Genomic DNA, 17596 nt, shown 5'->3' with positions numbered 1-17596 from the left:
CTCTGAAGGGAACAGTCATGATGAAATCACCGTTTTTCGCATCCGCCAGCGCGCTTTGCCTCGGTCTCGTGCTGAGCTTTGGCGTCGCCTCGCAGGCCAATGCCGCCGCCAACTGCATCAAGGGCGACCGCAAGGCGCCGTACACGATCGGCTGGGCCAACATCTATTCCGTGCCGACCTGGATGAAGCAGACCCAGGGCACGATCGAAGCCGAAGTCGAGACCCTGAAGAAGCAGGGACTGGTCGACAAGCTCGTCGTCACCGACGCTCAGGGCGATGCCAACGTCCAGATCCAGCAGATTCAGTCGATGATCGATTCCGATGTCGACGCCATCATCCTGATCGCCGGTTCGTCGACCGCACCGGCACGCGTTCTGGCCGACGCCTGCGCCAAGGGCATCGCCATCATCAACTTCGACAGCCTCGTCGACACCGACAAGGTCACCGCCAAGGTCAACACCGATTCTTCGCAATGGGGCGACCAGGCGGCCAAGTTCCTGATCGACGCTATCGGCGGCAAGGGCAAGATTCTCATCCTCAACGGCCCGGCCGGGGTTTCGGTCAGCGATGACAGGCGCAAAGGCGCCGACGCTGAGCTCAAGGCCCATCCCGACGTGACGGTGCTTGCCGAGACCAACACGCCCTACAACGTCGCGCCGGCACAGGAAGCCGTCACCAGCCTGCTCTTCGCCAACCCCGAGATCGACGGCATCCTGTCACTCGGCGGTGCTCTGTCGGCAGGCGCCGTGCTGGCCCTCGACAAGCAGGGCCGCGAACAGGTGCCGATCACCGGTGAGAACGCCCGGCAGTTTTTGGAACTCTGGAAAGAAAAGGGCTTGAAGAGCTGGGCGACGATGCAGCCGAACTGGCTCGGCGCCTTCGCCACCTACACCGCCGTTCAGGCGCTGGAAGGCAAGGATGTGCCGGCTTTCGTCAAGATTCCGCTGCCGGTGATCGACAATTCCAACATCGACGAATACCTCGCCCGGGCCAAGGACTTCCCGGCTGACGGCTACATCTTTTCTCCTTACGATGAGGAGCTGTTCAAGAAGCTGCTGGCTCAGAAATAAGCCTGAAGGGTTGTAGCGTTGACAACCATGGCTCCGCTGCTCGCGGCGCGCGGGGTGTCGAAGTCTTTCTTCGGCAACCCCGTCCTGCGCGACGTTTCAATCGCTCTCCAGCCGGGCCGCGTGCATGCGCTGCTCGGCGAGAACGGCGCCGGAAAGTCGACCTTGATCAACCTTTTGTCCGGCGCCTTGAGACCGGATGGCGGGACGATCGAGGTCGATGGACGCGCGGTCTCACGCATGACGCCGGCTGTTGCGCGGCAGGCCGGCATCGCCGTCGTCCAGCAGGAACTCAGCCTGACGGCCAGTCTTTCCATCGCCGAAAATATTGGTCTCGGCGCCTATCCCAAACGGTTCGGCCTGATCGACTACCGCGAACTCGCTGCGCGGGCGAGGGCCGCATGCGAACTTGTCGGGCTGCACGAGCCGCTGTCGACGCCGGTCGGGCATCTGTCGCTCGGCCGCCGCCAAATGGTGGAGATCGCCAAGGCGCTCTACCGCCGGCCGCGCGTGCTCATTCTCGACGAACCGACATCGTCGCTATCGGCAACCGAAACCAAAATCCTCACCGATCTGCTGCAGCGGTTGCGCGGCGAAGGCATCGCCATTCTCTACATCTCGCACCGACTGAACGAAGTCATGGCGCTGTGCCAGCACGTCACCGTTCTGAAGGACGGCACCTGCACGGCCGACCGCACCCTGGAAGGCACCGACGCCGCCGGGTTGGTTCGGCTGATGGTCGGCCGCGATCCCGGTGATCTTTTTCCGCAATGGCAGCCTTCCAGTTTGCCTGCCGACGCTATCTCTGTCCGAAATCTTTCGGCCGGCCTGATGCGCGACGTCGATCTGGATATCAAAACGGGCGAAGTGCTTGGCATTGGCGGCCTGGTCGGGCAAGGGCAGGAAGATTTGCTGCTCGGTCTCTACGGCGCCATTCCGGCACGGACGGCGTCGGCGACCGTCAACGGCGCCTCCGGCCTGCCCGGCGGCGTGCCGAAAGCCAACGCGCTGGGGCTGGCCTATGTGCCCGCGGATCGCAAGCGCGAGGGCCTGCACCTGATCCATCCCATCATCACCAACATGATGCTGCCCGCCTTTGCCAGGCTGCCGGCGCTGAAGCTGCGCAGCCGCCGCGCAGAGCGCGAGACGGCCAAAAGCCTTGCCGCCCAACTCGGCATCAAGGGTCACCTCGGCCGGGCGGCGCAGGCTCTATCGGGCGGCAACCAGCAGAAGGTGGCGCTGGCGAAATGGATGCCGCACGACCCGTTGGTGCTTCTGCTCAACGATCCGACGCGCGGCGTCGACGTCGAAACCAAGCGTGAGATCTACATGATGCTTCGCAATTTCGCCGCCGCCGGCAAGGCGGTCGTGCTGCTCAGTTCCGACACGCCCGAACTCGTGCACCTTTGCGACCGTGTAGCCATCGTCCGCGAAGGCCGCATCGTCGCCATGCTGGCGCGTGGAGCGCTGAGCGAGGAAGCCATCGTCTCCGCGGCGATGGCCGCCGAACAGCGGAAGGTTGCGGCATGAACGGATCTTCCTCCGCCCGGCAGACCGATGCGCTCTACTGGCCGGTGCAGATGCGTCGCAATGTCGGCGTGCGCAGCCTGTTTGCCGTCGTGCTGGTGTTTCTCATCGCCTATGGCGTCCTCTTTCCGGGCCTGTTCACGGCGTCCGGCTTCGCCAAATTCACCCAGAGCTGGTTTCCATTGGCGCTGGTCGCCATGGCGCAGGCGATCCTGATGCTCACCGGCGGCATCAGCCTAGCCATCGGCGCGACGGTCAGCTTGGGCGCGGTCATCGCCGCGACGACGATGGCCGGGCCGCTGGGCGTCGCCGGGGGCACTGCCGCAGTGGCGCTGACGGGCCTCGGCATCGGGGCGGCGACCGGCTTCATCGTGGTACGGCTTCGCCTGCCGGCCATCGTGGTGACGCTTGCCGGGTCGTTCATCATCGGCGGCGCCGCACTGCTGATCCTGCCGCGGCCCGGCGGCGCAATCCCGGCGTGGCTGTCCGACCTGCTTGCCGGCAACACACCGGCGGCATTCGTGCTGCTGGTGGTCATCATTCTCCTGTGGAAGCTCTATCTCGCCACGCCGCTTGGCTTGAGCCTCTATGCCGCCGGCGAGAATCCGGTCGGCGCCTATCGCTCCGGCGTGCCGGTCGACGGCGCGCGCATTGCGGCCTATGCGATCAGCGGTCTGCTCTCCACTGGCGCCGGCTTGTTCGTCGCCGCACAGACCGGTTCGGGCGACCCGGTCATCGGCGCCGCCTTTACCCTGAACTCGATTGCCGCTGCGGTGCTCGGCGGCATCGGCTTCCTCGGCGGCCAGGGCACGATGCGCGGCGCGCTTGCCGGCAGCCTGCTGCTCAGCCTGATGATCAGCGTCATGTTCTTCCTCGGCTTCACGCCGGTCGCACAATATGTGGCCCAGGGCCTGATCATCATCGGCGCGGTCGCCATCCCGCAATTCCGCAAGGCACAGCAATGACAGCATGGAATGACAGCGCGGGCGGCAAACGCGCCCTGACGGTCCTGCGCAGCCGGCCGTTTCTCACCGTTGCCATCGTTGCCGCGGTCTGGATCGTGGCGAGCTTCGTTTCGCGCGGCTTCGGCGCTTATGGCCATCTGCGCTATCTGGTGGAGCTCGGCGCCGTCATCGGCCTGGTTGCCGCGGGCCAGACTTTTGTGGTGATCGCCGGCGGCATCGACCTTTCCGTCGCGGCCATCGTCACGGTCAGCGCCGTCAGCCTGCCGCTGCTGTCGTGGCAGGTGGATCCGACCGGCATCACCGCCATTCTTGCCGTTCTGGTGCTGACCACGGCAATCGGCCTGGTCAACGGGCTCGGCGTCGCTTTGCTGCGCGTCCACCCGATGATCATGACATTGGCCATGGCGACATTCTTGCAGGGTCTGTTGATCATCATCGCCGGCGGCAGCGCCGTGACCGCCGAGAACCCGCTGGTCCACTGGCTCGGCAATGGCCGGCCGGCCGGCATTCCCGCTGGCGTATTGTTGTGGGTGGTCGTCTCGGTGATCGTGCTGACCACGATGCATGCGACATCGCTCGGCGCCCGGATTTTCGCCATGGGCGCCAACCCACTTGCCGCGGCATTGTCCGGTGTTCCGGTCACGTCCACGACGCTTGCGGTCTACGGCATCAGCGGCTTCTGCTCGGGACTTGCCGGCGTGCTCGTGTTGGGCATGAACGGACAGGGCTATGTCGGCATCGGCGATCCCTATCTGCTCGCCTCGATTGCCGCCGTGGTCCTCGGTGGCACCTCGATCCTCGGCGGGCTCGGCACCTATGCCGGCACCATCCCCGGCGCCATCCTGCTGGTCACCATCACCGCGCTGATCACCGTCGTCAACGCATCGCCCGGCTGGCGCAGCATCCTGTTCGGCTCGCTGATCCTCGGCCTGCTGCTGCTCTCAGGCCGGGAGCAGGCGCGCCGATGACACATCGTCGAGCCGATAGATGCGCTTTGCGTTGCCGAAGAACAGCGCCGTCTGCTCGTCGGCGGAAAAGTCCGCTGTGATGGTTCTGAAGCCGTCATATATGTCATCGAACGAGGCATGCAGGCCGGCGACCGGAAAGTCGCTGCCGAACATAGCGCGACCGGTGCCGAAACAATCGATGCAATGCAGGACGACGGGCTCCAGACTGTCGAGCGTCCAGTCATGATCGTAGGCGACCAGATCCGATATTTTGATGGCGACGTTGTCGCATTGCGACAGAAGCCGCAGCCCGTCGCGCCACACCTGCATGCCATCGGCGTCGCGGTCGATCGGGCTACCGCAATGGTTGAGCACGAATTGCTGGTTGGGGAAGGCCCTGGCAAGCCGCCCCGCGTCGGCGAGCTGGCGCGGAAACACCATCAGGTCGAAGGCCAGCCGATGCTGGCCAAGCAAGGCAAGCCCGGCGCGCCAGGCCGGATCGTCCATGATGCCGTCACGGGCCGCAAAACGGCGGGCAGGGTCGGGATCCCAGCTCAATATGTCGCGCACGCCGGCGACGCGCTCGAACGCGGCTTGCGCTTCGATCAGCGCAGGCGCCTGGCGATCGGCGAGCGGCACGTGAACGACATAGCGGGCGGCGACGCCGCGCGATTTGTCGAGTGTTTCAAGCCAGCGCGTTTCTCCGATCCAGTCGCCACTCGCCCAGCCGGCTTCGACATGGACGGTGGCGAGGACATTATGCCCTATGGCATCGCGCGCATAATCCCCGGGCAGATAGTTCCGCCGCAAGGGGCCAAGCTCGCCCAGGCCGCCGCGCTCGCCGGCCGTGGCGTCGAGCCAGGGATGCCGTCCCAGGCTGAGATCCCAAAGATGATGATGGGCGTCGATGATCGGTCCGGCGTAAGGTTCTGGCACGTATCTCTCTCAGGCTGTGACCGGCGATCGATTCTGGCTTCGTTCTGCGACGGTGAAAGGGTTAGCATCGGATGACTGAAAACTCACTGGTTCCAGCCCTTTCGGTGCACGAAAATTTTCAGCTCGACGACCGCATCCGCGGCGTGCCTCCCGGCACAACCGGGCTTGACAGCAGCCTTGTCGCGGCCGAGCACTGGCATCCCGCGGATGGACGCATGGCGCTTCCGGTGCTGACCCTCGACGAGGCGGCCTTCTCCGCCAATCGCGACCTGTTCCTGCGCTATGCGCGCGAACACAATGTCGCGATCGCTCCGCATGCCAAGACGCCGATGGCGCCCGACCTTGCCCGGTCGCTGGTCGAGGCCGGCGCATGGGGCACGACGGTCGCCGACATCAGGCAAGCGACAGTGATGCTGAAGGCCGGCTTGACACGGCTGATCATCGCCAATGAGGTTGGCGGAGCCGGCGGCGCCAACCGGCTGGCCGTGCTTGCTGGTGCCTGGCCGGATGCCGAGCTCTATGTCTTTGCCGACTCGGTCGACGCCGTGAACGCGCTTGCCGAGGCTTGGCGCGCCAATGCGGCACTGCCGCCTTTGCATGTGCTGGTCGAACTTGGTGCGGGCAGGGCGGGCGCCCGCACCACCGCGCAAGCCGAGGCCATCGCCGATGCGATCACGGCTGCCGGCGGGCGGCTGCTGATCGCCGGCGTTGCGACCTATGAAGGGGCGGCGGCGCAACCCGAGCCCGGTCGCACCGATGAGGTGATATCCGGCCTGCTGGCAATGACCGCCGACATGTTCCTGCGGCTGCGTGCCCGCGTCGGCGGCGACGCACCGCTGATCGTCACAGCCGGCGGCTCCGCCTTCTTCGACCAGGTGGTCGCGGCGCTTGCACCCCTCGTTTCCAGCGACGGCAACGCAACGCTGGTGCTGCGCAGCGGCGCCATCTTCTTCCACGACCACGGCACCTATGACCGTTCGCTCGGCGCCCTCGATACCCGCAAGGGTTTTGCCATAGGCGGCATCAGCGCTTCGGCGCGGCATTCCTTTCGCCCTGCGCTACGCCTTTGGGCCGAAGTGCTGTCGCGTCCGGAGCCGGGCCTTGTCATCTGCGGCATGGGCATGCGCGACGTGTCGTTCGACCAGGGCTTTCCAACGCCGCTCACCGTCTTTCGTGCATGCAAGCCGCTGCCGATGCCGGCGGCGCGCGCCGAGGTGGTCAAGCTCAACGACCAGCATTCCTTCCTGTCGATTGCACCGAGCGACGACGTGGCCGTCGGCGACGTCGTCGAATTCGGCATCTCGCATCCCTGCACCTGCCTCGACCGTTATCGCGTGATCTTCGGCGTCGACGCCACCGGCCACGTCCGCCACGCTTTCCCCACCTGGTTCGGCTGACCAGATCCCCCAAAAAGAGAACCTCGAAAGGATCCGATATGATCAAGTATTTTCAGTCCGGCTCGCGCATGTCGCAGGCAGTCGTCTATGGCGGCCTCGTTCACATAGCCGGCCAGGTGGCCAACGATCGCAAGGCCGGCATAGAAGGCCAGACCAGCGACGTGCTGGCCAAAGTCGAGGCGCTGCTGGTCGAGGCCGGCAGCAGCAAGTCGAAGCTGGTGGCGGTCAACATCTTCCTGCCGCAGATCGGTGATTTCGAGGCCATGAACAGCATCTACGATGCCTGGATCGATCCTGCCCGCCTGCCGGCGCGGGCCTGCGTCGAGGCGCGCCTTGCCGACCCTGATCTGCGCATCGAAATCACCGCGGTCGCGGCGGTCTGACCATGCACACCGGCCTCGCCCACACGCTCGATTTCGACCGCGACGGCAAGACGCTCAGCCATCTAAGCATTCCGTTCTCGATCGATCGCTCGCCCTACTTTCAGGTCAAGGTGCCGATCTGCCTCATCCGCAATGGCGACGGCCCGTCACTGCTTTTGATGGCCGGCAATCACGGCGACGAATATGAGGGCGAGCTGTTGCTGGCAAAACTGGCGCGCCGGCTCGATCCGAAGCGGATCAAGGGCCGCATCACCATCATGCCGATGGCCAACGCCCCTGCGGTGATGGCCGCCAAGCGCTGCTCGCCGCTCGACGGCGGCAATCTCAACCGGGCCTTTCCCGGCGATCCCTCGGGAACGCCGACAAGCCGGCTCGCCAATTTCCTTGAGACGGAGCTGTTCCCCCGTCACGACGTCGTCTTCGATATCCATTCGGGCGGCACGTCGATGGAGCATCTGCCGACCGCGCTGGTCGAACGCAACGCCGATCCCGAGCGCCACCGGCGTGGCGTCGAGCTGATGCGCAAGCTCGGCATGCCCTACGGCTTTATCGCTGACAACGGCCAGGCCTCGCCAACCTCGATGGGCGCAGCGCGCCGCGCCGGCGCCGTCGGCGTCAGCGGTGAGTTCGGCGGCGGTGGCACCGCAACGGTCGATTCGATGGCGATCACGGCCCGCGCACTCGACCGTCTGATGATAGCAATGGGTGTGGTCGGCGCGCCGGTTCTTGGCGCTGGCGAAAAGCATTCGGCGCCGACAAGGCTGCTGTCCCTGTCCAGGCACAGCCAGGGCCTCTATGCCACCCGCCGCGGCTGGTTCGAGCCCGCCGCCAGGCTCGGCGACAGTGTCACTTCAGGACAATTGGCCGGCTGGTACCACGATCTCGAGCGGCTCGATGTTGCCGAGGAGGCCCTACATTTCGCCGAAAGCGGCTTGGTGCTGTCGCGCCGGCTGCACACGATGTGTGAGGCGGGCGACTGCCTAATGCAGGTCGCAGAGCCGGTCGACGGCTGAGCCAAACCCGGATCAGGCAGAGGATATTCCATGCAGCAACTGTCCATGTGGACCTATCCCTGGGACATCCAGGATCTCGGCCTGGAGACGGTCGAACGTGATCTTGTCGGGCGCGCCGGGCTCAACATGATCAGCCTGGCGACATCCTATCATGCCGGGCGCTTCCTGCAGCCGCGCAGTCCGCGCCGCAAGGCCTATTTCCCTGAGGACGGCACCATCTATTTCAAGCCGACCGCAGCGCGCTGGGGAAGTCTAGCCATCCAACCCAAGGTGGCTGACGTGATCACCGAGGGCGGCGACGTGCTCGGTCAGCTCATCCGCCATCGCGATGCGGGCGGGCTAGGCGTTTCGTGCTGGACGGTCTGCCTGCACAATACCCGCCTGGGCATGCTGCATCCGCAGGCCGTCACCCGCAACGCCTTCGGCGATGCCAACTACTACAATCTCTGCCCCTCCCATCCCGATGCGCGCGCCTATGTCCGCGCGCTGATCGCCGACATCTCGCACAGCTACCGGCCGGACCGGATAGAACTTGAAAGCCCGTCCTTCATGGGCTTTGCCCATGAATATCATCACGAGAAGGACGGTGTCGGGCTGACGCCGGAAGACGATTTTCTTTTGTCTCTGTGCTTCTGTCCGTCCTGCGTCGCCGGTGCGGCAAAAGCCGGCATCGATGCCGAGGCGGCGCGCAAGCTCACCAGGCAATGGATCGTCGAGACCTGCGAGCGTGCGGTGCCTGAGCGGCGCTTTCCCGATTTCCCCGCCTGCGGCCTCGACGCCTTTGCGCCGTGGCCGGAGCTCCATGCCTATCTCTTGTGGCGATTCGAGCCAGTGACCAGCCTGGTCGCCGAACTGCGCGAGGTAGCCGATCCCACGACGCGGGTCGTCATTATCGATCTGAAAGACGGCTGGCTTGGCGGTTGCGATCTGGCAGCGCTGGGCAAGGTCTGCGACGGGGCGATCCTGTGCGCCTACGACATGCAGGCCGGCGATGTCGCCAGCCTGATGGCGGCCGGCCGTGCGGCACTGGGCGCGGACAAATTCCTCGGCGCCGGCTACCGGCTGTTCTATCCGGAAATGGCCCGCCCCGACATCCTCGCGGCCAAGGTGAAGCCGGCGCTGGCGCCCGGTGTGGACGGCGTCAATTTCTACAATTACGGCCTCATTCCAGCCGCGCGGCTCGACTGGATCCGCGCTGTTCGGCAGTCTTGAGCCAGCCGGCCAATGCTCGTGGCCACGAGGCGTTGAGGCCGGATTCGGGCGCGAGCGCTGCCGGGTTAATCAAATCAGCGAAACCTGAAGCCATCCATGGTGTAATCCGGGTAGGCGTCCATCGTGTCGAACAGGTCGAACAGGTCAGGTGTGTCCGCCAATATTCCTGACAGAACCAGCACCGTGGCCACGCCGGCAGCAAGTCCGCCGGCGATGTCGTGTTCGACGCTGTCGCCGACGCAGACCACAGTGCTGCGGTCTGGATTGCCTGCCACCGCTAGCGCAGCGCCGAATATAGTGGGGTAAGGCTTGCCGATACGCGTGACGCTACCACCGAGGTCCTCGTAGAGATCCGCCAGCCGGCCGGCGCCGAAGCGCGGCCCCACTGCCGTCAGCATGATCTTGTCAGGGTTGGTGCAAAAGCATGGCACCTGCCGCACCGCAGCCGGCGCAAGAAGCCGGCGATAGTGCTCAAGATCGTAGCGGTCGCCCTCGCTGGCCGAAATCAGCACCAGCCCGGCATCGTCACCGTCCTTGGTCAATGCGAAGGGCAGACCTTCGATCGCCGAGCGGTCATCGTCGCGGCTTATCAACAGGCATTTCGTGTTTGGCAGTAGCTTTCCGGATACCGCCATGTCGTGGAAGAACTCCCACGCGACCTCGCCGGAAGAAACAAAATGGTCCCAGCTTCCCGGTTCGAAGCCGAGCTTTAGCAGCCGGGTCTCGTTGGGCCCCGCCCGCTTGCCGGAGTTCGAAATCAGCACAATGGTCTTGCCGGCGCGCTTCAGCGCCGATAGTGCTTCCACCGCCCCTGGATAGGGGCTGGCGCCGTCATGCAGCACGCCGAACTGATCGAGCAGGAAAACATCATAGCGCTCGGCCAGCTGACTGATTCCGTTGAGGTGTTCGACTGTTTTCGCGCTCATAGAAGCCCCGCCGCGCTTGCGCCCGTCAGCGCCAGTCGCGCCGTGCCGGCGGCGGCTTCGTCCGAAAGTGCCGGCAGGAAATCAACACCAAGTCTGCGCCGCCGGATCGCCGTCCAGGCGGCATTCGCCGCACCGCCGCCGACGCTTCTGACCGACGTCAGCCGCGGCGCGCCGAGCTCGGCGAGCCTGTCATAACCGAGCGCCTCGATCGCGGCGATACCCTCCAACATGGCTTTCAGATAGTCGGCGTCCTCGACCGGTCGGGGCACAAGACGCGGCGGCAGTGCCGGATCGGCGATCGGAAAGCGTTCGCCTGCAGTGGCAAGAGGATAGTAGTCGAGGCCGGTCTCGGTCATCGGGTCGATCGCCATGCTCAGCTCGACGATGCGCGCCAGAGGGAAATGCTGTGTCAGCACCTTGCCGCCGGAGTTCGATGCGCCGCCCGCCAGCCAGACATCTCCAAGCCGATGGCTGTAGATGCCGAAGCGTGGCGCCGAGATAGGCCGGTCGGACAGGATCTTGACGGTCAACGACGACCCCAGCGCGGTGACGCCGTCGCCCATTGCCGCGGCACCTGTTGCCAGGAACGAGGCGCAGCCATCGGTCGTTCCGCCGACGACGGCGATTTCGCGCGGTAAGCCGAACATATCCGCGGCATCCGCGGTTAGCTTGCCGACGACATCGCCCGGCCTGACGACACCGGGCAGCAACTCCATGCGCATTTCGGTCGCCGCAATCCAGTCCGGCCAGCAGCGGGCCGTGGCGTCGTAACCGGTTTTCAAGGCATTGTTCTCGTCGCTGACATCAAAGCGACCGGAGAATTGTCCCGCGATCCAGTCCGCCTGATGCAGCACCGCGGCAACACCGGGCGTGCGCTGGAACCAGAGCGCCTTGGCGAGACCGGACGTCGCCCCAAGTGCGGCACTGGTCGCTGGGGCTTCGCGAGCGATCGCGACCAGAATGGCGTTGTCGGCGACCGTATCGTTGTACATCAGCGGCTCGGCCAGCGGCCGCCCGGCGCCGTCGACCGGCAGCAACGTACCTGAAGTGCCGTCAACAGCGATCGACCGGACCGCTGTTCGGTCGATGCCCGAAAGCAGTTCCGCCAGCGCTGCGCCGACCGCTGACCACCACACTGCAGGGTCGCGGGCATTCCGGCCAAACAACTCGAGCGAAACGGCGGAACGCGCGGCAATGGAAAAATCTGGACGCATGGCGACCGCGCGCGCGCCGGACGTGCCGATGTCGATGCCTATGGCAAGCGGCGTGTCAGCGGGTGGCGGCATTGAGTTTCTGGCGATACTTCTCGGCGTCCCAGTTGACCAGTTCATCGTTCTCGGCGGCGGTGAGGTAGTTCAGCCGCGCTGCAATGTCGATGCGTGCCGTCACGTCGGCAAGGCAGCGTTGCATGGCGTCGGCGCCGGCACTGGCGTCGCCGCGCATCAGCACGCCCAGCCCGGGAAACAGGATCGCCACGGGCTTTGCACCGCACCGCTCGATGACGCGCGGCACATCCTCACCGGGCTTTGCCACCACCGACCCCCGACCCAGAAAGATGACGTGATCGGGGTAGAGGCTGCCCCCCGACGCCATGCGGCGGCTTTCGGGATCGATGGCGACCGCGTGCGCCTCGATTTCCGCCGGCAGCCTGTAACCGGTTTTCCCGGCCAGCGCCGCCAATCCCGCAACATCCGGTTCCGCCACTTGGCGCGCCGGCCGCGCCAGAAGCAGCGTGACGCGGCGCAGCAGCACTTCGGCCTCGGCGACGGTATCGGCCGCGACGACCAGCCCGTGATTGGCAAGGATCAGCACGTCGACCCCAGCCTGAAGCCGCTCGGCAATACCCTGGGCAAGCGGCAGGCCTGGCCGGAAATAAGGAACATACGCCCATTTGAGACCATCAAGGCGTCTGGCGGCTTCCACCTCGCAATTGGCCTGTACCGCCAGCGAAATGGTTTCGACGCAATGGACATGCAGGACGACGCGCTGCGGCATCAGCGCGTGAACGGTGGTTTCAATCGAAGGGCGCAGGCGCCGGGCGTTGAGCGTCTCGATGGCGAAGATTTGCGGCTGGTCGGCGGCGCTGTCGCGCTGTTCGACAGCCCTGAGCAGCGGCGCCATCGCCACCGGCACCATGATGTCTTCGGAGAGCGCATCCTTCAGCCATGTGCCGGAAGCCTTGATCCACAGCGTGTCGCCGGCTTTCAGCGAGGTGTTGCCGCCGGCGGCCTGGGTCAGGTTTGGGCTGCGCCCGATGCTGGCCGAAAGCGCCCGCAAGGCAGCCATTTCCTGCGCATCCGCATAGGTCGCCATCGCGCAATTCCTCTGTCAGCTCAGTCAGCTTCGCAGCTTCGGATACCCATCGTGGGATGCTGATGTGTATCGCAGATGCGAGCGACTTACGTCAATAGTGATCTAATTTCATCAAAGGTTCTTGCAATCGGAAAGATGCTGAGTAAGTTACGTCAAATGCCGTGGCAAAAACGGCTCCTGGGAGGAAAAACGATTGAGCGACTCCGGCCGCCAGCGTCAGATCGTCGAGTTGCTACGGGATCGCCCCTTCGCGTCGGTGCGCGAACTGCAGGAGCAGCTCGGCGTGTCGGCGGCGACGGTGCGGCGCGACATCGACAAGATCGACGAGGCCGGTGAAGCACGGAAGGTCTATGGCGGCATCTCGGCGCTCGACGGTGCTTCACAGGCGGGTGTTGCCTATGCCAGGCCCTATGACGAGAACCGCGACCTCGCGGTCGAGGCCAAGCGGCAGATCGCCGCTCTCGCGGCCACGATGGTGCGCGACGGCGATGCGGTCATCGTGCATGGCGGTTCGACCTGCTTCCACCTCGGGGTCAAGCTCGCCGAGCGCAGCATCCGTCTCTATACCAATTCGATGCCGCTCGCGGCCTATCTGAGCGACCACGGCCATTGCAGCCTGACCGTTGCCGGCGGCGATCTGCATCGTGAGCCGGGGATCATCCATTCACCGACCCAGGCGGAGCCGTTCTACGCATCGAAGTTCTTTCTCGGCGCCCAAGGCCTTGGCCAGGAGGGCGTGCTGGAATCGCACCCGCTGCTGGTCCGCTCCATCGCCGATCTCAGCCTGTGTGCCGACCAGATCGTGGTGCTGGCCGACAGCCGCAAACTGTCGATCCACGCCCGTAACATCGCGCTGCCCTTGTCGCGCATCGGCACGCTGGTGACCGATGACGGCCTGTCCGACGTCGACGCGCGCATGCTGGAAGACGCGGGCGTCACGGTGCGCATCGCTTCGGCTTCGGGAGCCATCCAGTGAAGATGGCCGTCCTCGATTTCGGCAAGACCAATTCGAAGCTGTTCGTCTTCGCTCAGGACGGGCGCATCGTCGACGAGCGCCGGACCCGGCCGAACTGGATGCGCAAAGATGGCTTCAGCGTGCTTGATGAGGCAGCACTTCACGATTGGGCGGTTCGCGCCGTTGGCGAGGCCGCCGACATCCATGGCGTAGAGGGCGTGATGGTGTCGGGCCATGGCTGCACCTTTGCCCTGGTCGACGAGGCGGCGCTGACGCATCCGATACTCGATTACGAGCAAGAGCCGCCGGCTGATATTGCCGCGCAAATTGATCGCCTCGTTCCGGATTTCACCGAGACCTTCTCGCCGCGATTGCCGCTCGGCTTCAACTACGGTCGCCACATGCTGTGGCTACAGGCGGTGCAACCCGGTGCATTCACGGCCGCGAAATCGATCCTCGGCTATCCACAATACTGGAGCTGGCGGTTTGGCGGCCGGGCGGTCTCGGAAGTGTCCTATCTCGGCTGCCACTCGCATTTATGGGCGCCGCGCAAGCGCGACTTCAGTTCGCTGGTCGACATTGAGGGCTGGCGCGACCGGATGCCCGGTTTCGAGCGGGCGGGCTCGGTTGTCGGCGAGCAACGCCTCGGCGATACGAAGCGGCGGATCGCCATCCACAATGGTGTCCATGACAGCAATGCCGCGCTCCATGCCTATCGCCGGCAGGAGCTTGGCCCGGTCACCGTCGTCTCGACCGGCACCTGGGTCGTCGTGCTTAATCCGGATTGCCTGCTCGACGCGCTCGATGGCCAGCGCGACATGCTGGTCAATGTCGATGTCGACGGCGGCCCTGTGCCGACCATCCGCTTTATGGGCGGGCGAGAATTCGCCACGATCAGCGACGGCTGGCAAGGCGCGATCGCGCCGGCGGCAGTGCAGCGGGTGATCAACGCCGGCAGCATGGCGCTGCCGAGCTTCGCGCCGGGCGGCCCAATGCCCGGCCGCGCCGGCAAATTGGTCGGCCGCATGCCAAGCGCCGAGGAACGCGCAGCCGTGGCGCTGCTCTACGTCGCGCTGATGGTCGACCTCTGCCTCGACCAGATCCATTCGGACAACACCGTGATCGTCGATGGCGGACTGAACGCTGGCGGCCTGCTCGCCGGGCTAGTGGCGCAACTGCGTCCCAGCCAGGCCTTCCTGCAAGGGGCCACACTGGAGGGCAGCGCCACCGGGGCGGCGGCGCTGGCCTTCGAGACCGTCGGCCGCGAATTTGCCGCGGAAGTGCCGGAGCCCGTGCGTGCCGCAAGCTTCACCGGACTTGCCCGATATCGCGACACATGGCGTGGCCTCATCGGCGAGCAGGGCATCCCCCGCGCGGCAGCGGGAGGCGCACGGTGATCGTCGCTGCTCAGGCCGAAGTCACGCGCCAGCCAGTGCTGGAAATGCGGCACATCTCGAAGACGTTCGGGCCAGTCCGCGCCTTGCAGGACGTGTCGCTGACCGTCCATGCCGGCGAAGTCCATGCGCTGATGGGTGAAAACGGTGCCGGCAAGTCGACTTTGATGAAGGTGCTGTCCGGCGCCTATCGGCCTGATGCCGGCGGCGAGATACTGATTGACGGCGTGCCGGTCGCCACCGGCGACCCGATCAAGGCGCGGGCTCACGGCATTGCGGTTATCTATCAGGAACTGTCGCTGGCGCCCAACCTGACGGTCGCGCAGAACATCTTCCTCGGCAATGAGCCGAGGCGTTTCGGCATCGTCGACCGCGACCAATGCTACCGGCGCAGCAATGAGATCATCAAGCGTCTCGGCGTGTCCTTCTCCGCACGGGCCCAGGTTTCCAGCCTGTCGCTCGGCGAGCGTCAGCTGGTCGAAATCGCCCGCGCGCTTTCGACCAGCGCGCGCATCATCGTCATGGACGAGCCAACCACCTCGCTGACCTCGCGCGAGACCGACCGTCTCTTCGAGGTCATCGCGACGCTGAAGTCGCAAGGCATCGCCATCATCTACATCAGCCACCGCATGGAAGAGGTCTACCAGTTGGCCGACCGTGTCAGCGTGCTGCGCGACAGCGGCTATGTCGGCACACTCGAGCGCGCCGAGCTGAACGCCTCGCGCCTCGTCTCGATGATGGTTGGCCGCGACCTGTCCGCTTTTTACAGGAAGGATCATCGCCCGCCGGACAACAAGCGCGCGGTCGCCTTGTCGGTGCGCGGCATGGCGGACGGCAATCTCCTGAAGAACTGCTCCTTCGAACTGTATAAGGGCGAGGTGCTGGCTTTGGCTGGCCTTGTCGGCTCGGGCCGCACCGAACTCGCGCGACTGATCTTCGGTGCCGACAGACGCATCGCCGGCACGCTGGAACTCGACGGCAAGCCCGTAACCATCGGCTCGCCAAGCGAGGCACTGAATGCCGGCATCGCCTATCTCACCGAGGACCGCAAGGAGCTCGGCCTGTTCCTCGACATGTCGATATCCGACAACATCAGCATGGGCGTGCTGGCCAGGGATGCGCGGCCCGGCGGCTTGCGGGATTTCAAAGCCGCCGAGAGACGTGCTGCCACGGCCGTTTCGGATCTCTCCATCCGCACCAGGTCGGTACAGGCCAATGCCGGTTCGCTGTCGGGCGGCAACCAGCAGAAAGTGTTGCTTGCCCGCCTGCTCGAGACCGAGCCGCAAGTGGTCATCCTGGATGAACCGACGCGCGGCGTCGATGTCGGAGCGAAGTCGGAAATCTACCGGCTGATCGACAATCTCGCCAAAAAGGGCATCGCCATCCTGATGATCTCCAGCGAACTGCCGGAGGTGATCGGCGTCGCCGACCGCGTGCTGGTAATGCGCGACGGCACGATCGCCGGCGAGGTGACGGCGTCCAAAGACCAGCCGCTGCGCCAGGAAGCAATCATGGAACTTGCAACGGGAGCGGCCAAGGGATGACCGACAAGGCGACCGAGATCAGTGGCCAGGCTGTCGGCAGGAGCCGGCGGTTGCGCACCGCCTTCGCCGCCCTTGGCATGCTGCCGATCCTGATCCTGCTGGCGGTCGGCTTTCAGTTGATGAACGCGCGCTTCTTCACCCAGACCAATTTGCTGATCGTCATGCAGCAATCGTCGATCAACATTGTGCTGGCAGCGGGCATGACCTTCGTCATCCTGACCGGCGGGATCGACCTTTCCGTTGGCTCGATACTTGCGGCCTCGGCGATGGTGGCGGTGATGGTGTCGCTGGTGCCTGATTGGGGACTGCTGGGCGTGCCGGCGGCCATTCTCGTCGGCCTCGGCTTCGGCGTCATCAACGGGCTGCTGATCGCCTATATCAGACTGCCGCCCTTCATCGTCACGCTGGGGTCGCTGACCGCTGTGCGCGGCGTCGCCCGCCTGCTGGGCCAGGACACCACGGTGTTCAACTCGGACCTGCCGTTCGACTTCATCGGCAACGGTTCGCTGTTCGGCATTCCGTGGCTGGTCATCATCGCGTTGTCGGTCGTGGTGCTGTCCTGGCTGGTGCTCAAGCGCACCGTGCTCGGCACCTGGATCTATGCCGTCGGCGGCAATGCCGAAGCGGCGCGGCTGACCGGCATCAAGGTGCCGCTGGTGCTGCTCTTTGTCTATGGCGTTTCCGGCCTGCTGGCCGGCCTTGGCGGCGCCATGTCAGCGGCCCGGCTCTATGCGGCCAACGGGCTGCAGCTTGGGCAGTCTTACGAACTCGACGCCATTGCCGCGGTTATTCTCGGCGGCACCAGCTTCGTCGGCGGCGTCGGCTCGATCTGGGGTACGCTGATCGGTGGCCTGATCATAGCGGTGCTATCCAACGGGCTCATCTTGGCCGGTGTCTCGGACATCTGGCAGTACATCATCAAGGGATTGGTCATCATCGTGGCAGTCGCCCTCGACCGCTACAGGCTCCAGGCAGGAGCGAGAACGTGATTGACCTTGGTCGCCGGCGTAAACGACC

The 17596-nt window shown here is 65.1% G+C and carries 16 protein-coding genes; 12 read left to right on the top strand and 4 right to left on the bottom strand.

The window, feature by feature from the left end:
• Positions 1–17: 17 nt before the first annotated feature.
• The 4 genes from NKI31_RS23870 to NKI31_RS23855 are packed head-to-tail and all read left to right on the top strand — an operon-like array spanning position 18 to position 4527.
• Positions 18–1070 (top strand): ABC transporter substrate-binding protein, encoded by a 1053-nt coding sequence (locus NKI31_RS23870; RefSeq protein WP_023748647.1) that lies wholly within the window; start codon positions 18–20, stop codon positions 1068–1070.
• A gap of 27 nt (positions 1071–1097) precedes the next feature.
• Positions 1098–2597 carry a sugar ABC transporter ATP-binding protein gene (locus NKI31_RS23865; protein ID WP_352652689.1) on the top strand — a complete coding sequence of 500 codons (1500 nt, stop codon included), beginning with the start codon at positions 1098–1100 and terminating at the stop codon, positions 2595–2597.
• Entirely contained in the window at positions 2594–3559 is a 966-nt protein-coding gene (locus NKI31_RS23860) for an ABC transporter permease (protein ID WP_352652688.1), read from the top strand. The genes NKI31_RS23865 and NKI31_RS23860 overlap by 4 nt, the downstream gene beginning before the upstream one ends.
• Positions 3556–4527 (top strand): ABC transporter permease, encoded by a 972-nt coding sequence (locus NKI31_RS23855; protein ID WP_023748645.1) that lies wholly within the window; start codon positions 3556–3558, stop codon positions 4525–4527. The genes NKI31_RS23860 and NKI31_RS23855 overlap by 4 nt, the downstream gene beginning before the upstream one ends.
• Here NKI31_RS23855 and NKI31_RS23850 read toward each other — a convergent pair.
• Positions 4501–5442: an amidohydrolase family protein gene (locus NKI31_RS23850; protein ID WP_352652687.1), complete on the bottom strand. Its 942-nt coding sequence runs from the start codon at positions 5440–5442 to the stop codon at positions 4501–4503. The genes NKI31_RS23855 and NKI31_RS23850 overlap by 27 nt on opposite strands.
• Positions 5443–5513: 71 nt before the next feature.
• On the opposite strand from NKI31_RS23850, the gene NKI31_RS23845 reads away from it, so the two are divergent.
• The 4 genes from NKI31_RS23845 to NKI31_RS23830 are packed head-to-tail and all read left to right on the top strand — an operon-like array spanning position 5514 to position 9447.
• Positions 5514–6839: an alanine racemase gene (locus tag NKI31_RS23845; protein WP_352652686.1), complete on the top strand. Its 1326-nt coding sequence runs from the start codon at positions 5514–5516 to the stop codon at positions 6837–6839.
• 38 nt (positions 6840–6877) lie between these two features.
• Positions 6878–7222: a RidA family protein gene (locus tag NKI31_RS23840; protein WP_023670576.1), complete on the top strand. Its 345-nt coding sequence runs from the start codon at positions 6878–6880 to the stop codon at positions 7220–7222.
• Positions 7223–7224: 2 nt separating this feature from the next.
• Complete coding sequence (locus tag NKI31_RS23835) at positions 7225–8235, top strand: succinylglutamate desuccinylase/aspartoacylase family protein (RefSeq protein WP_352652684.1); 1011 nt, start codon at positions 7225–7227, stop codon at positions 8233–8235.
• Positions 8236–8265: 30 nt separating this feature from the next.
• On the top strand, positions 8266–9447 hold the full coding sequence (locus NKI31_RS23830; protein WP_352652683.1) for a hypothetical protein: 1182 nt from the start codon (positions 8266–8268) through the stop codon (positions 9445–9447).
• 74 nt (positions 9448–9521) lie between these two features.
• Here the strand turns inward: NKI31_RS23830 and NKI31_RS23825 are convergent, their stop codons facing one another.
• The 3 genes from NKI31_RS23825 to NKI31_RS23815 are packed head-to-tail and all read right to left on the bottom strand — an operon-like array spanning position 9522 to position 12686.
• A complete protein-coding gene (locus tag NKI31_RS23825; RefSeq protein WP_352652682.1) occupies positions 9522–10373 on the bottom strand; it encodes a TIGR01459 family HAD-type hydrolase in 852 nt (283 codons plus the stop codon).
• Positions 10370–11659, bottom strand: a complete 1290-nt coding sequence (locus NKI31_RS23820) for an FGGY-family carbohydrate kinase (RefSeq protein ID WP_352652681.1) — start codon at positions 11657–11659, stop codon at positions 10370–10372. The genes NKI31_RS23825 and NKI31_RS23820 overlap by 4 nt, the downstream gene beginning before the upstream one ends.
• The gene (locus NKI31_RS23815; protein ID WP_352652680.1) at positions 11643–12686 is read right to left on the bottom strand and encodes a class II aldolase/adducin family protein; all 1044 of its coding nucleotides are present in this window, start codon (positions 12684–12686) and stop codon (positions 11643–11645) included. Before NKI31_RS23815 ends, NKI31_RS23820 begins: the two co-directional genes overlap by 17 nt.
• A 193-nt stretch (positions 12687–12879) precedes the next feature.
• Between NKI31_RS23815 and NKI31_RS23810 the strand changes: the two genes are divergently transcribed.
• From NKI31_RS23810 to NKI31_RS23795, 4 genes are read left to right on the top strand one after another with little or no spacing between them, the layout of a single operon-like run.
• Positions 12880–13662: a DeoR/GlpR family DNA-binding transcription regulator gene (locus NKI31_RS23810; protein WP_352652679.1), complete on the top strand. Its 783-nt coding sequence runs from the start codon at positions 12880–12882 to the stop codon at positions 13660–13662.
• Complete coding sequence (locus NKI31_RS23805; protein ID WP_352652678.1) at positions 13659–15038, top strand: FGGY-family carbohydrate kinase; 1380 nt, start codon at positions 13659–13661, stop codon at positions 15036–15038. The genes NKI31_RS23810 and NKI31_RS23805 overlap by 4 nt, the downstream gene beginning before the upstream one ends.
• 44 nt (positions 15039–15082) lie before the next feature.
• Positions 15083–16579, top strand: a complete 1497-nt coding sequence (locus tag NKI31_RS23800) for a sugar ABC transporter ATP-binding protein (RefSeq protein ID WP_050588083.1) — start codon at positions 15083–15085, stop codon at positions 16577–16579.
• Positions 16576–17568, top strand: a complete 993-nt coding sequence (locus NKI31_RS23795; RefSeq protein ID WP_023740485.1) for an ABC transporter permease subunit — start codon at positions 16576–16578, stop codon at positions 17566–17568. Before NKI31_RS23800 ends, NKI31_RS23795 begins: the two co-directional genes overlap by 4 nt.
• The last annotated feature ends 28 nt before the right edge of the window (positions 17569–17596 follow it).

Source organism: Mesorhizobium sp. M0659 (assembly GCF_040320605.1).
In the GTDB taxonomy this organism is placed as follows: Bacteria; Pseudomonadota; Alphaproteobacteria; order Rhizobiales; family Rhizobiaceae; genus Mesorhizobium.
This window is presented reverse-complemented; position numbering and strand designations above follow the sequence as displayed.

Excerpts from the sequence above, each read along its gene's own strand:
- NKI31_RS23825 (WP_352652682.1), bottom strand. The coding sequence starts at position 10,373 with ATGAGCGCGAAAACAGTCGAACACCTCAACGGAATCAGTCAGCTGGCC.
- NKI31_RS23835 (WP_352652684.1), top strand. The coding sequence starts at position 7,225 with ATGCACACCGGCCTCGCCCACACGCTCGATTTCGACCGCGACGGCAAG.
- NKI31_RS23830 (WP_352652683.1), top strand. The coding sequence starts at position 8,266 with ATGCAGCAACTGTCCATGTGGACCTATCCCTGGGACATCCAGGATCTC.
- NKI31_RS23870 (WP_023748647.1), top strand. The coding sequence starts at position 18 with ATGATGAAATCACCGTTTTTCGCATCCGCCAGCGCGCTTTGCCTCGGT.
- NKI31_RS23820 (WP_352652681.1), bottom strand. The coding sequence starts at position 11,659 with ATGCCGCCACCCGCTGACACGCCGCTTGCCATAGGCATCGACATCGGC.
- NKI31_RS23855 (WP_023748645.1), top strand. The coding sequence starts at position 3,556 with ATGACAGCATGGAATGACAGCGCGGGCGGCAAACGCGCCCTGACGGTC.
- NKI31_RS23840 (WP_023670576.1), top strand. The coding sequence starts at position 6,878 with ATGATCAAGTATTTTCAGTCCGGCTCGCGCATGTCGCAGGCAGTCGTC.
- NKI31_RS23815 (WP_352652680.1), bottom strand. The coding sequence starts at position 12,686 with ATGGCGACCTATGCGGATGCGCAGGAAATGGCTGCCTTGCGGGCGCTT.
- NKI31_RS23860 (WP_352652688.1), top strand. The coding sequence starts at position 2,594 with ATGAACGGATCTTCCTCCGCCCGGCAGACCGATGCGCTCTACTGGCCG.
- NKI31_RS23845 (WP_352652686.1), top strand. The coding sequence starts at position 5,514 with ATGACTGAAAACTCACTGGTTCCAGCCCTTTCGGTGCACGAAAATTTT.
- NKI31_RS23865 (WP_352652689.1), top strand. The coding sequence starts at position 1,098 with ATGGCTCCGCTGCTCGCGGCGCGCGGGGTGTCGAAGTCTTTCTTCGGC.
- NKI31_RS23800 (WP_050588083.1), top strand. The coding sequence starts at position 15,083 with ATGCGGCACATCTCGAAGACGTTCGGGCCAGTCCGCGCCTTGCAGGAC.
- NKI31_RS23795 (WP_023740485.1), top strand. The coding sequence starts at position 16,576 with ATGACCGACAAGGCGACCGAGATCAGTGGCCAGGCTGTCGGCAGGAGC.